The sequence below is a fragment of the Tissierella creatinophila DSM 6911 genome, assembly GCF_001940565.1.
Taxonomy (GTDB): Bacteria; Bacillota; Clostridia; order Tissierellales; family Tissierellaceae; genus Tissierella_A; species Tissierella_A creatinophila.
In genome coordinates, this window is the sequence record NZ_LTDM01000011.1 from 61,768 (window position 1) to 75,522 (window position 13,755).

A 13,755-nucleotide genomic window follows, 5' to 3' on the forward strand; every position below is an offset into this window, starting at 1 on the left:
TATCAGGATTGTCAAGAGGACTTATAAATTTATTTTAAAAATAAAAAACTCCTACTTATACAATAGGAGCATATCCTATAAAGAGATTTATTTTTAGTAGTCTATTTTTTCATAGACTTGCTTTTTATAGCACACTCTCTTACAGCTTGCATTATAGAGGCTCTAAAACCACCTTTTTCTAAACTAATAACTGCTTCTATTGTAGTGCCTCCTGGTGAGCATACATTATCTTTTAATCGTCCTGGATGTTCGTCCCTCTCTAATACCATCTTAGCAGAGCCTAGAACCGCTTGTGCTGACATATTATATGCCATCTGTCTTGGTATGCCCTCTCTCACTCCTGCATCTGCCATAGCTTCAATTAACATAAATATATAGGCAGGAGAAGATCCACAAATGGCGGTAAAACCATCCATAAGCTTTTCATCTATTATTTCTACTTTACCAAAGCTTTTAAATATATCTAGTACATCTTCTATTTCTTGTTCTAATAAATTTTCTCCAAGTGTTATAGCACTCATCCCTTCACCTACAAGTGCGGGAGTATTTGGCATAGTTTTAATAAATTTACTTCCATCTTTTAAGTTTTTCTTTAAAAAGTCTAAACTTATTCCTGCTCCAATAGATACAACTATAACTTCCTCTTTTATATCTTCTTTTATTTCCCTTAATACATCTTCGTATAGATAAGGCTTTACAGCTAATATTAAAATATCTACTTCTCTAGCAATTTTCTTGTTTTCTAAAGTAGTTAAAACACCTAACTCTTTTTTTATTCTTTCTAAAGTTTCAGAACTTTTTGCAGATACAATTATATTTTCCCTATCTACCAAATTAGATCCCAGCATCCCATTTATCATTGCCTTTGCCATATTTCCGCATCCTATAAATCCTATTTTCTTATCCATAAATTGCCTCCTTTTTTATATATTATACCATTTTAAACATAAAAAAAGGAGGTTCCCCTCCTTAATCTAAATAAGTTATAGTAGCATAGTATACGTTTGCATTTTCTGCATATTCTATATTTACTATCTCTTTTACTTTTTCTTTATTCTCTTTTATCCATTGTTCTACTTTTGCTTTTAGGCCTGATCCATCGTGTTCACTTATAAAAGCTATATGCTTCATGAAATCCCCCCTATTTTTTAATAGCTTTAGCCATAGGGTCTGATAAAACTTCATATCCTCCCATACTTGCAACAGTTATCATAATAGCATTTATTATAGATAAAACTATTCCAGAAGGACTAAATCCATCTTTATGAAATATAAGCGTTAAGATTAAAGCAATTATAAATGTATAAATTCTTATAATTGAATCTTTAAACTTCTTTTTAATAAAAGGCTTTGTAAACTGTACAATAATTATTACAGCTGTAACAAGCCCCCCAAAAGTAGTCAATATATCCGCATTCATAAAATCCTTAAACATACATACCCTCCTCCTTTTATCTTCTATTATGAGGATATGTTTATATTTGCCAATTTATGAAATCTATTTAAAATTTATATTTCTTTAAATACAAACATTATAAAATCGTGGAAATGTAAAGAAACAAAAGAAGAACAACTATGAAATTTCATAGTTGTTCTTCTTTTTATGCTTTTATAGTTTTCTTAGCTTTTACTTTTTCAGCTTTTTCTTTTCCATATAGGCCTGTTAACATAAGTGTTACAGCACCATCTCCTACTATATTGCAAGCTGTTCCAAAGCTATCTTGAAGAGCAAATATAGTAAGCATTAGAGCTACTCCTGAACTGTCAAACCCTAATACTCCAGTTATAAGTCCAAGGGAAGCCATTACAGTTCCTCCAGGTACTCCTGGTGCTCCTATTGCAAAAATACCTAAAAGAATAACAAAAGTAATCATATTTAATACAGATGGAAGTGTACCATAAAGAACTTGTGATACTGTCATTACAAAGAATACTTCAGTAAGTACTGATCCACAAAGATGTATTGTAGAGCAAATTGGAATACTAAAGTCTACTATTTCCTCATCTAAAATTGGTGATTTTTTAGCGCAGTCTAAAGCTACTGGAAGAGTCGCCGCTGAAGACATAGTTCCTACTGCTGTTAAATAAGCTGGTCCATAGTATTTAAATACATCTTTTGGATTCTTTTTAGAAATAGCACCAGCAATTCCATAAAGTACTGCAAGCCAAATAAAATGCCCTACAATCACTATAAGTATAACACTTATAAATACTGGAAGTTGTTTAGTAATACCACCTTCGTAAGCAAGTCCTGCAAAAGTTGTAGCTATAAATAGTGGTAATATAGGTATTATCATCTTTTTAACAACAGCCATCATAATATTGTTAAACTCTATAAATAGGCTTTCCATTGTCTTTGATTTAGTCCAAATAATAGTAAGTCCCATAACAATTGAAAATACTAGAGCCGACATAACTGGCATAATTTGTGGTATATTAAGCTCTAATATTAACTTAGGTAATTCTTTAAGTCCAGCTGGATCTGAAATAATATTTAATCCAGGTATAATTATATAACCTGCAATTGCAGAGAATGTTGCTGCTCCAACTGATGAAATATAAGCAATTATTAATACAGTTCCCAGCATTTTACTAGCATCTGATTTTAGTCCAGTAATAGAAGGGGTAATAAATCCTATTATTATTAATGGAACGCAGAAAAATATAAATTGCCCGATAATATGTTTTAAAGTCATTATAATTCCAATAAAGCTTTCGTTTGCTACTAACCCAATACCCATACCAACTATAACTGCTAATATAAGTAATACTATTAAATTTTCTCTAATTTTTGCCAATTCTCTCTCTCCTTTTAATGCGTTAGCATTATGTCTATAATTTCGTGGTCAACTGATTTCATTCCTTCAATACAAAATCTTCCTAAGTTTTGAATAGTCATCTCAGCTTCAGGACTAATTATTCCATCAATATCTCCAATAACTACATCTGCCATTGCAAGCTTTGCTTGAATAATCGCTTCTGAAGAAGCAGTAGATAGTTTAAATGCACATCCACCTTTAGCACCATCACATACCATTCCTGTAAGAGTTCCTACCATGTTTTTAATAGCTCCACCAATTTGTTTAATCGTTCCTCCAAGTAACCAAGTAATTGAAGCTGATGCTCCTATTCCTGCTGCTACAGCGCATCCACATACTGGAGAGAGTCCTCCTGTAAATATCTTAATATAAGCTGTAGTTAAATGACTAAAAGCTAGAACCCTAGCTAACTTTTCATCATCACAGCCCATATGTTCACACATAACAGTAGGTGGAATAATAGCTGTAATACCATGGTTTCCACTACCTGCACTACTCATAACAGGCATATTTATTCCTGCCATTCTTGCATCACATGCAGCGGAGGTTAGAACCCTAGCACGATTGATGACATCCTTTTGCATCACCCCCTCCTCCATAAGTAAATTCATAGCTGCTCCAAGTCCTGGTCCTGATTTTTCTTCAAGCCCTACTTTAGCAATATCCATGTTTAATTTTACCCCTTCTAATAAAAACTTTATCTTAGAAAATGAAACTGTCTCTACAAAGTCTCTTATATCCTCTAGAGTTATATCTTTTAGATATTCATTTGTATTTACAGTTTTTTGTCCTTCTTGTTTATTAAATAAAACTTCTCCATTTGCTTCTACATATACAATATTTGTGTGAGTATCTTTTATAACGCATTTTCCTTTTCCTTCAATTGTTTCAACTGTAGCCTCTATAAAAAAGTTTCCTTTTTCTTGTTCTAATACTACATCTACAAGGTTTAAATCTACTAATTTTTGAGCTGAGATTGTAGTTTCTTTATCTACTCCTTTAAAAACTTGAAGACCAAGATCAGGATCACCACATGTTATCCCAAGAGCTGCTGCAAATACAAGTCCTATTTCTTTTGTTCCAGGTATACCTACTCCCATACCATTTTTATATATATTAGGGCTTACCTTTACATCTATATGTTTAACTTCTCCTTTAACCATTTCAAAAGCTTTAGAAGTAGCAAGTCCAACTGCTACAGGCTCTGTGCAGCCCAGGGCTGGCTTTACTCCGTTTATAAGTGATTTTAATAGACTTTCATTATAACTAAATATCTTTTCCATAGAAATTCATCCTTTCTTTATAACTCACCATTATTAACTGCAAGTTTCATGCCAAGAAAAGACAAATTCGATATTTATTTTATCTTTTAAAATGTCTATTTTATGAGTTTTAATCTCTTAGGTAAAAAATATAAAAATAAAGTATATATTTTTAGACTCAGTATTTTTCATATATGGAAAGTTTATTTTCAAGTTTGAAAATAAAACTATTCATTTATCTTTCTATATAAGGTAGTAAGACCTATCTCTAACTTTTCAGCTACTAGTTTCTTTCCTTCTACACTGTCTCCGTATTTTTGAATAAGCTTTGTTATAACTGACTTCTCAAAATCTATCTTTAAATCTTCTAAGCTTTTTTCTTCTACTATTTCTAAAACATGTGCATTTTTTTCTTCTTGGATATATTCAGGTAAGTTTTCTATTCTTATAAATTTATCCATAGAAAAACAGACTCCATGTTCCAATACATTTTCAAGCTCCCTTATATTTCCAGGCCAATCATATTTAGAAAATAAATCTCTAACCTCAAGTGAAAGAAACTTTTTCTCTTTATTCATTTTTTTACATAAAGATTCTATTATATATTCTGAAAGTAGAAATACGTCATCTTCTCGACTCTTTAAACAAGGAAGATTTATAGGTATAACATTTAATCTATAATATAAATCTAGCCTAAACTCTCCTTCTGCTACCATCTTCTTTAAATTTTTATTGGTAGCAGAAATAACTCTTACATTTATATTGATATACTTTTCTCCACCAAGTCTATCTATTGTTCTTTCTTGAAGTACTCTTAAAAGTTTTGTCTGAAGATAGATAGGCAAATCACCTATTTCATCTAAAAATATAGTTCCATTGTTAGCAAGTTCAATTTTCCCTTTTTTCCCACTTGTATTGGCTCCAGTAAATGCACCTTTTTCGTAACCAAAGAGCTCTGACTCTATTAAGTTTTCTGGGATACTTGCACAATTTATAGCTATAAATGGACCATCTCTTCTAGGACTTTCATTGTGAATAGATTTTGCAAATAGTTCTTTACCTGTACCACTTTTCCCTTCTATAAGGATTGTAGAGTCAGTAGATGCAACTATCTTTGATTTATTTATAGCTTTTAATATAGCACTACTTCTTCCTATTATATCTTTGAAATATATCTTTTCCTTGTTTTCATGAGTTTTAACGAGATTTATTATATCGCTCATAAAGTCAAAACTTATCATAAGTGAAAATTCGTTATCTCCTAAAACTATTTTGTTTATACTATAAATAACTCTTACCTTTCTATCATTTATAGTCCACAAATCTACTATTTCTTCATTCCAATTATGGGAAAGCTTTATGTTTTTTATAAACTTATTTATATTTCTTTCTATTATCTTTTGATGAGATATGTTTATGTTTAATATTTGTAATGCTTTACTATTTATATGAATTATTTCATCATTAGAATTTAAAATAATTATTCCTTTATTTAAACAATTTATAATTTCATTAACTTCTGTAGTATCTTTTTTAAGTTTATTAGTCATCTTTATATTTATTATCTCTTGTTCAACTATTCCCGCCGTTTTTTTTAGCATATTAAAATATTCTTCTTTTTTTAATCGTATAAGACTCGCCTGTTCTGGATCAAAACTTGCAAAAGCTAGTACACCTATAGTTTCTCCATTTTCTTTTATTGGATAAATCATATTTGCAAATTCTAGACAACTATCTTTATTTGAACACTTCATACACTCTTTATCACGAGTTAAGTTTATTATTGATTCTCCTGTTTGTAGTACCCTTGCAAAGAGAGAATCATCTGCACATACATCATCTATCTTAGTATAAAAATCGCCTGTCCCTACTATCCTAGTTAAATTTTTATCTGCAATTGCAACTTCTACATTTAAAGCTAATGCAACTGTTTCAGCTAGGCTTTGCATTTTATATTGTATAAGTCTTAAGTAAGACATATGATCACCTTTCACCTTTAATATAACTCTATTATACCAAATTATTTTTAAAATAGTTGAAAAGATTATAGTCATGAGATAGAAGATATAAATTAAAAAATAGCTATTATATAATAGCTATTTTTTAATTTATTTATTTATAAGCAGTTTATATAAAAACTCTTGCTGGTTACAAATAAAGCAAGGAAAAAAGTCCTTGCTCTATGCTATCTTTCTCTTATAAGGCTTCTAATTGGTGCTGCATGTGCTAAAAGATATCCACCTATTCCTGTAGCTATCATAGTACTAGTTGTTCTACCATTGATTTTATTCATAAGCATTTTAGAAGACTTTCGACTTGCCTTCATTGCATCCTTACTCATCTTTTTTGTATTATCCATAAGACTTGGAACAAATGCCATAGCTGTTAGAAGAGTAGTGGTGATTGTTTTTCTTTTCATAACTTCACTCCTATATAGATATATTTTTAAAAATACATTCAAAGTTATTTTGTCTTTTTTTTATAAACTTATACGAGGAAGTTAATGTATTTAAATTCAAATAAAAAAATCTAAAAATTATTTTTTTAGATTTAAGATGGCACACCCGGAGGGACTCGAACCCCCAACAACTTGATTCGAAGTCAAGGACTCTATCCAATTGAGCTACGGGTGCTTATAGATAAAATAATACTTTATATAGGGATAATTGTCAATTTGTTTTTATAATTTAAAGCTATAAAACATCTTTTTATTTTAACTTTATATAATTAGTTCATTAATAATTCTTGCAATCAATGTTCTTGGTAAAATTACCATCTTTTGTGAACGTGTTTTAACTATTTCTTTCATTGCTTGGGAATATCCCATACAGTCTAAAATAATATATTCTATGTCTTTATTTTTAAAGTGTTTGGAAACATTTTCAATCGTTTCAATGTCTTTGTATGGAGAAGCTGTTTTTACTTGTATTTTTATACCTGATTCTTCCCACCAATTTGTTATTGAATCTATTTGTTCATCTTTTGGAATAATAACCCCTATTTCCTTTTCATTTGACAACTTTGAAACTATGCTATGCAATATTTCTTGGGGAATTAATAAAGGTTTATTATGATTATATTTAGGGAACCTCCCCGTACACAGGATAAGTATCATATCTACATCTTTTTCTAGATCTATTATACACTCTTGCATACAGTCTGTAATCTTTTTTTCACTTAATTTTACTTCCCTACCATCTTTCATTCTTGAAACAAGCATCTTTTCTCCATGAGATGGTTTAAAATTATCTATTACTTCTTGATATGTATAATTATCTAGTATCCCTCTTTCAATAACAGTAATATTTTCATTTAATATATTAACTAAATCTTCAGTTAAATCAATTCTCGGAGATTGTCCAATGGTTATAATTCCAAGCTTTCCCATATCAATATTCCTCCTTTTATTAATTGTACTAATGGCTTAGACTACACAAAATATCTTATATATGATATAGTAAATATTAATAATTATAAAATTCAATAAATATTAATTCCTAAAGAGGTGATAAAATGAAACTTAAGGAATTTCAACAAATTTCAAATATAGAGTTACTAACTAAAAATTTATATGATAAAGAATCAGAAATAAAAAATATCTCTATTGTATTTTCATTAGGTGAGCTACACTGGGTTAAAAAAAATGACCTTGTTATTATAATACCTAAATTTATATCACAGGATGAATTAGAATCGATAATTAAAAGTTTGTCCTCAAAGATGGTTCTTGCCTATTTAATAGTTACAGGAAAACATATTTCTTTCTCCACTATAGATATATCGCAAAAATTTAATAAGTCACTTTTCCATTATCATTCAAAGAAATATCTTTCAAGTTTTTGGAACTTATTATGTGATAGCCTAATAGATAAAAATTCTATAGAAGAATTCTTTTTCCTTCAACTAAAATATAATTTAATAAATTTAATGAACACAAAATATTTCAATGAAAAAAACATTATTAGATTGATAAGTATATTTTTTGACAGAGAATGCTATCTATTATCTTCTAAATGCAATATACTTTATTATGGTAAATATAGCACTTTTAATGATCTTCCTCTAATAGATTGGTCAAAGTCCATCTCTACTTTTACTAAAAAACCAAGTTACAGATTTGAACCTATAAGTTTACTTTTTAATGATAAATCTTATCTATGCTTTCCTTTAAAATCAGAGATGAGTATATTAGGTTTTCTATGCATCGAAGATGATCATGAAAGATTAAATAAAATAGATATACCTAAGATATATGAAATACTTCCATTTCTTATTATATGTGCGTCACAACACTCTACTTCAAAACTTATTAAAACAAAATCATTTGATGATTTCTTAAAAAATATTTTATATAAGTTTACAGAAGATGTTGAAAAAATTAAACGCCAGAGTATTAAGTTTGATATAGAATATTATAAAAATAGGTTTATATGGGTTATAGACGTTCAGTCTTTAAATCAAAATCTAAATATAGAGGATACTTATATATTAAATGAAATACTAGATTACATAAAAGACTTATCCAAAAAGTTCTTTTATAAAAATATATTTCTATCGGAGAAAAACACTGTAATATCTATACAAGAAAAAGAAGATGTATTAGATGAAATATATATATCAAAATATAAAAATATATTAAATTCACTTGAATTTGCATTTCCCGAATTTAAATTTTATTTTGGTTTTAGTAGAGCATATATGAAATTAGAAGAATTATCAAAGGCATATGAAGAAGCTTTATTTAGCATTTCTATAGGTAAAAAAATATTTATGGGTATTGAAAATATTTTTAACTATAATGATTTATTAGTATACCACCTTCTATATGATCAGAAAGATAATAATATAATAAAGAGGCTCTATTATAATACTATCTTTCCTATAAAAACTTATGATTTAGAGAAAAAAGATGTACTGCTAGATACTTTAATTCATCTTATATCAAATGATTTTAATTACACAATTACTGCCGATGAATTATTTATCCACAGAAATACATTATATCAGCGTTTAAATAAAATCGAATCAATTATAAAAATGTCTATTAAGAGTGCTGAAACAAAACTAGTTTTAAATTTAGGAATAAAATATAAAAATATTATGGATATAACAGAAAATGGCAATAACAGATAATTATTTCTCGTATACTATAACCCCGTCTATTATTGTCATAATTATATTTGTCATACTTTTAAACGGATCACCATCTAACACTACTAAATCTGCATCTTTTTCAACCTTTATACTCCCTATCCTTCTTTCTAAGCTTAATGTGTGGGATGGATTTATAGTTATAGATTTTAATATATCTTCATATTCCATCCCATTTTTAGCCATTAAACAAGCTGATAATAATAACAATTCAATATTTATATCAGGATGATGGGTGGATAAGGATGTCTTAATTCCCTTTTCACATAATAAGTTTCCAATGTCATCTCTTCTATTTATGTTTTCTATACTAGAATTATCCCCTAATAAAGATTCCAATATTACTGGTATTTCATTTTGATATAATTCATCTATTGCCATATAACCTTCAGCACAACCATTTATTATTATACTTATCCCAAATTCATTTTTAAGTTCTATTGCTTTTAATATATCTTGAATTCTATTTGCAGTGATTTTAAGTGGAATTTCACCTTTTATAACTGGTATCAAACTTTCATATATAGCATTATAGTCTTCAAATTCTATTTGATCATTCGTCTTTTTCTCCATATACTCTTTAGCTTTCACTAAACTTTCGCGTATAGTATTTACCACGCCCATTCTTGAAAATGATTTTTTAGGTTCATCACCAAGAGTTGCTTTTATATCAACAAAAGATGATATTATCCTTTGTTCTAAATTTTCACCACCTGTTTTAATTACACAACTTTGAGCTCCTAATGCATTTAAATTCCCAGAACTTACAACTACAGTTGTAACCCCTGACTTTAATGCCTCTTCAAAATATTCATCTTTAAAGTTTATTCCATCTAATACTTTAAACCCTGAAATTGAATCTTGATTTTTTTCATTTGAACTTCCCACTTCTACCTTAACCCCTGATTCAATAAGTCCTATAGATGTTGATATATCTATAAGCCCTGGAATAACTATCATATTTTTTAAATCTATCTTTTTTGCATTTATTTCGCAAATATTAGGACCTATCCTTTTTATCTTACCTTTATCTATTAATATATCTCCATACGTTATATTCTCATCATCTACCGTGATTATTTTAGCATTTTTTAATAGTAACATAATTTCTCCTTTTAATTTCTAGAATAAGCTATTTCTCCATTTATTATTGTAGTTACTACATTAGTTCTAATTTCAAGTGGATCACCATTATATATAACTAAGTCTGCATCCTTCCCACACTCTATACTACCTATCCTATTTTCTATATCCATAGCTTTTGCAGGATTTATTGTTAACATTTTTATAGCTTCGTTATAATCTAATCCATCCTTTACCATCAATCCTAAGAAGGAAGATAAATACCTAGCATTTGAAAACGGATGGTCAGAAGTCATAGATATCTTAAATCCCTTTTCATTTAGAACCCTTACCGCTTCTGATGATCCGTTTATCAGTTCTCTTTTACTTTTCACCATAAAAGGAGGTCCTAGAAGTACAGGTATATCTTTATTCTTTATTTCATCAAATATTAGGTGCCCTTCAGTAAAATGATCTAAAGTATATCTAAATCCAAATTCTTCACAAATTCTAATCGCTGATAATATATCGTCACCTCTATGTGCATGAATTTTCAATGGTATCTGTTTTTCTATAACTGGCCTGTATATTTCCCAATAGATATCTTTGGATGTCTTTTCTTTTTCCATCATCTCAATATATAAAACTGCTTTTTTAAATTCTTCTCTTATCATCCCTGATATAGCCATTCTACTTGAAGGTGATTGTTCCCTAGGACCATATACACTTTTAGGATTTTCTCCAAATGCTAATTTTAAAGCACTATAATCTTTTACCAGCATATCTTTTATTGTATTCCCATGAGTTTTAAGTATTGAAGCTTGACCTGCTATTAAATTGCCACTTCCAGGCGTAACCATAACTGTTGTAAATCCAGCAGACTTTATTTCATTAAAACTTTTATCTCTTGGATTCACCCCATCTATAGCTCGCATATGTGGTGTAATAGGATGTGTACATTCATTTGCATCATTTCCATTAGTCGTATCTGTCCACATTCCTATGTGGCTATGTGCATCAATAAAACCTGGGAAAACTTTTTTACCATCTGCATCTATAAGTTTTAAGGATTCTCTAACATCTAAATCTTTTTCTATTTTTTTTATCTTTTTATCTTCTATTAAAATATCCGCTTCTATAAAAAGTCCTTTTTTCACATCATAAATTTGTCCATTTCTAATTAGTATTTTCATTTTTTTCTCCAGTATCATTAGTCTTCGCTTTTCAATAAATCAACTATTATCCCAATATACACTTTTGTAGCATTTATAACATCTTCTATATCAACATTTTCATTATATGAATGAATTCCTTCAGTATTAGCTGGTCCATATTGTATAGTAGGAATATTTTTATACCTATAATATCTAGCATCACTTGATGCCCATTGATATGCTGGTAAAACCTCTTTATTCCAAATCTTTTCCGCATTTTTTACGGCAGATTTAACTATATCCTCTTCAACATCAGTATAATTAGCATCTGAATTCCAATTAAAATCATATTCTATTCCAGTTAATCCTAAATCATCAATTATATTTTTAACTTCATTTTTAATATCTTCTGCTCTTACACCAATTGGCATTCTAATATCAATAGCGGCTTCACAATAATCTGGAACCATATTAGTCTTTATGCCACCTTTTATAGTTCCAATATTTACTGCTACATGGTCTATTACATTTTCTACGCCTTCAGCTTTCAGAGCCTCTCTTGCTATAGTTTTAGAATCTTTTAGTACTCCTAATTGTTTTTCTTCGAACTTACCCTCTATTTCTGACATTTCCTCAATTCTTAAAAGTACTTTCATAAGTTTAGTTATAGCATTTTCTCCTACATATTGTCCTATACTTCCATGGGCAGATTTACCATAAGACTTTAAGTTTATCCAAAGCGAACCCTTTTGTCCTACTTCACAGTTACTATATGATGTAGGCTCTGCTACTAAGCAAGCAGATGCATCATCTCCATATCCACTATCTAACAGCCATTTAGTACCAAAATCTCCTCCTGTTTCTTCATCAGAAACGACATGTAATTTTATATTACCATCTAATTCTATATTATTCTGGGCAAGAAGTTTAACCGCAAAAAGTATTCCAGCTAGACCAGCTTTCATATCAGAAGTTCCTCTGCCAAGTATTTGAGTAGTAGTAATTTCACCAGAAAAAGGATCGAAATTCCATTTGTTTCTATCTCCTACTGGCACTACATCAGCGTGTCCATTCATTATTAAAGTTTTTCCCTCACCTTTCCCATAGCTCGCCACAATATTAGGAAACTCCTCTTTTATACTTACCATTTCTTTATCTATAGCATTATGTTCTAAATAATTATATATATAATCCATTACTTCTTTTATCTTTCCATTTGGATTTTCACTTGGTATCTGTATCAGTTCAGAAGTAAGGTTTAGTAATTCATCTTTTCTTTGTTCAATAATATCCCATAATTTTTCTTTTATATTTTTATTCATTTTTTTCATTTCCTTTCTGTTGATATAGAAAACATGCAACTTTATGACTCTTACCTACATCTACTAATTCAGGGTTTTTCTGACTGCAAATAGCCATTTCATGAGGACATCTACCTGTTAAAGGGCAATCTTTAGGAAGGTTTAACGGGCTTGGAATTTCACCTTCTAATGTCAATTTTTCCTTCTTTTCAAAAGGACTTTCAGGTGGTATAGCTGAAAAAAGAGCTAATGTATAAGGATGTTTTGGATCACTATATATACTTTCATTGTCGCCTATCTCTACTATTTTTCCCAAATACATTATTACAATTCTATCACTAATATATTTTACTACACTAAGATCATGTGAAATAAATATATATGTCAATCCATGCTTTTTTTGAAGATCTTTAAATAAGTTTAATACTTGGGCCTGAACAGAAACATCTAATGCCGAAACGGGTTCATCGCATATTATAAGTTTCGGATCAAGTGCTAGGGCTCTTGCAATATTTATTCTCTGTCTCTGTCCACCACTAAATTCATGAGGATATCTATTATAGTGTTTAACATCAAGTCCCACTTCTTTTAAAAGTGTTTCTACCTTTTCTCTACGTTTTTTAGAATCATCAATATTGTGTATAATCATTGGTTCTTCTATCAAATATCCTGTAGTTTTTCTAGGATCTAAAGATGAATATGGATCTTGAAATATAATTTGGATATCTTTTCTAATACTTTTTAATTGTGATCCTCTCAAATCGTTTATTTTCTTCCCATTATATAGTATTTCTCCTTCTGTTGGATTTAATAACTTTATAATAGTTCTCCCAAGTGTAGATTTACCACAACCAGACTCTCCAATTATGCCAAGCGTTTCTCCTCTATATACTTCAAAAGACACATTATTTACTGCTTTTAAAATCTTAGGCTTATCGAATAACTTTTTACTTTTAATTTTAAATTTTTGTGATAAATTATTTACCTTTAATATTACATCCTTCAT

13 protein-coding genes and 1 tRNA gene are annotated in these 13,755 nt (G+C 29.3%); 1 reads left to right on the forward strand and 13 read right to left on the reverse strand.

Features of this window, described 5'->3' with window-relative positions; translation table 11 throughout:
* Positions 1–101: 101 nt before the first annotated feature.
* The 9 genes from proC to TICRE_RS04025 all read right to left on the reverse strand — a co-directional run bounded on the left by proC (position 102) and on the right by TICRE_RS04025 (position 7,469).
* A complete protein-coding gene (gene proC, locus TICRE_RS03990) occupies positions 102–908 on the reverse strand; it encodes a pyrroline-5-carboxylate reductase (protein ID WP_075725385.1) in 807 nt (268 codons plus the stop codon).
* Positions 909–969: 61 nt separating this feature from the next.
* A complete protein-coding gene (locus TICRE_RS13165) occupies positions 970–1,131 on the reverse strand; it encodes a hypothetical protein (RefSeq protein WP_158016420.1) in 162 nt (53 codons plus the stop codon).
* 10 nt (positions 1,132–1,141) lie between these two features.
* The gene (locus tag TICRE_RS03995) at positions 1,142–1,435 is read right to left on the reverse strand and encodes a hypothetical protein (protein ID WP_075725387.1); all 294 of its coding nucleotides are present in this window, start codon (positions 1,433–1,435) and stop codon (positions 1,142–1,144) included.
* Between the two features lie 166 nt (positions 1,436–1,601).
* Positions 1,602–2,798: a dicarboxylate/amino acid:cation symporter gene (locus tag TICRE_RS04000; RefSeq protein ID WP_075725389.1), complete on the reverse strand. Its 1,197-nt coding sequence runs from the start codon at positions 2,796–2,798 to the stop codon at positions 1,602–1,604.
* Between the two features lie 14 nt (positions 2,799–2,812).
* A complete protein-coding gene (locus TICRE_RS04005; protein WP_075725391.1) occupies positions 2,813–4,102 on the reverse strand; it encodes an L-cysteine desulfidase family protein in 1,290 nt (429 codons plus the stop codon).
* 206 nt (positions 4,103–4,308) lie between these two features.
* Positions 4,309–6,060 carry a sigma-54-dependent Fis family transcriptional regulator gene (locus tag TICRE_RS04010; RefSeq protein ID WP_075725393.1) on the reverse strand — a complete coding sequence of 584 codons (1,752 nt, stop codon included), beginning with the start codon at positions 6,058–6,060 and terminating at the stop codon, positions 4,309–4,311.
* Positions 6,061–6,266: 206 nt separating this feature from the next.
* On the reverse strand, positions 6,267–6,500 hold the full coding sequence (locus TICRE_RS04015; RefSeq protein ID WP_075725395.1) for a hypothetical protein: 234 nt from the start codon (positions 6,498–6,500) through the stop codon (positions 6,267–6,269).
* Between the two features lie 137 nt (positions 6,501–6,637).
* Positions 6,638–6,714 (reverse strand) — tRNA-Arg (locus TICRE_RS04020).
* An 86-nt stretch (positions 6,715–6,800) separates the two neighbouring features.
* A complete protein-coding gene (locus TICRE_RS04025; protein ID WP_075725397.1) occupies positions 6,801–7,469 on the reverse strand; it encodes an AroM family protein in 669 nt (222 codons plus the stop codon).
* Positions 7,470–7,594: 125 nt separating this feature from the next.
* On the opposite strand from TICRE_RS04025, the gene TICRE_RS04030 reads away from it, so the two are divergent.
* A complete protein-coding gene (locus TICRE_RS04030) occupies positions 7,595–9,214 on the forward strand; it encodes a PucR family transcriptional regulator (protein WP_075725399.1) in 1,620 nt (539 codons plus the stop codon).
* Here TICRE_RS04030 and TICRE_RS04035 read toward each other — a convergent pair whose 3' ends face one another.
* The 4 genes from TICRE_RS04035 to TICRE_RS04050 are packed head-to-tail and all read right to left on the reverse strand — an operon-like array spanning position 9,215 to position 13,755.
* Positions 9,215–10,336 carry an amidohydrolase family protein gene (locus tag TICRE_RS04035; RefSeq protein ID WP_075725401.1) on the reverse strand — a complete coding sequence of 374 codons (1,122 nt, stop codon included), beginning with the start codon at positions 10,334–10,336 and terminating at the stop codon, positions 9,215–9,217.
* Positions 10,337–10,347: 11 nt separating this feature from the next.
* Positions 10,348–11,487: an amidohydrolase gene (locus TICRE_RS04040; RefSeq protein WP_158016422.1), complete on the reverse strand. Its 1,140-nt coding sequence runs from the start codon at positions 11,485–11,487 to the stop codon at positions 10,348–10,350.
* Between the two features lie 17 nt (positions 11,488–11,504).
* Positions 11,505–12,770, reverse strand: coding sequence for a M20 family metallopeptidase (locus tag TICRE_RS04045; protein WP_075725405.1), 1,266 nt, complete (start codon positions 12,768–12,770; stop codon positions 11,505–11,507).
* Complete coding sequence (locus TICRE_RS04050) at positions 12,763–13,755, reverse strand: ABC transporter ATP-binding protein (protein WP_075725407.1); 993 nt, start codon at positions 13,753–13,755, stop codon at positions 12,763–12,765. The genes TICRE_RS04045 and TICRE_RS04050 overlap by 8 nt, the downstream gene beginning before the upstream one ends.

What these genes read in the sequence shown, in the direction of transcription:
- TICRE_RS04050 (WP_075725407.1), bottom strand. Translation starts at nt 13,755, where the DNA reads ATGAAGGATGTAATATTAAAGGTAAATAATTTATCACAAAAATTTAAA.
- TICRE_RS04030 (WP_075725399.1), top strand. Translation starts at nt 7,595, where the DNA reads ATGAAACTTAAGGAATTTCAACAAATTTCAAATATAGAGTTACTAACT.
- TICRE_RS04045 (WP_075725405.1), bottom strand. Translation starts at nt 12,770, where the DNA reads ATGAATAAAAATATAAAAGAAAAATTATGGGATATTATTGAACAAAGA.
- TICRE_RS04025 (WP_075725397.1), bottom strand. Translation starts at nt 7,469, where the DNA reads ATGGGAAAGCTTGGAATTATAACCATTGGACAATCTCCGAGAATTGAT.
- TICRE_RS04015 (WP_075725395.1), bottom strand. Translation starts at nt 6,500, where the DNA reads ATGAAAAGAAAAACAATCACCACTACTCTTCTAACAGCTATGGCATTT.
- TICRE_RS04040 (WP_158016422.1), bottom strand. Translation starts at nt 11,487, where the DNA reads ATGAAAATACTAATTAGAAATGGACAAATTTATGATGTGAAAAAAGGA.
- proC (WP_075725385.1), bottom strand. Translation starts at nt 908, where the DNA reads ATGGATAAGAAAATAGGATTTATAGGATGCGGAAATATGGCAAAGGCA.
- TICRE_RS04010 (WP_075725393.1), bottom strand. Translation starts at nt 6,060, where the DNA reads ATGTCTTACTTAAGACTTATACAATATAAAATGCAAAGCCTAGCTGAA.
- TICRE_RS04035 (WP_075725401.1), bottom strand. Translation starts at nt 10,336, where the DNA reads ATGTTACTATTAAAAAATGCTAAAATAATCACGGTAGATGATGAGAAT.
- TICRE_RS04005 (WP_075725391.1), bottom strand. Translation starts at nt 4,102, where the DNA reads ATGGAAAAGATATTTAGTTATAATGAAAGTCTATTAAAATCACTTATA.
- TICRE_RS13165 (WP_158016420.1), bottom strand. Translation starts at nt 1,131, where the DNA reads ATGAAGCATATAGCTTTTATAAGTGAACACGATGGATCAGGCCTAAAA.
- TICRE_RS03995 (WP_075725387.1), bottom strand. Translation starts at nt 1,435, where the DNA reads ATGTTTAAGGATTTTATGAATGCGGATATATTGACTACTTTTGGGGGG.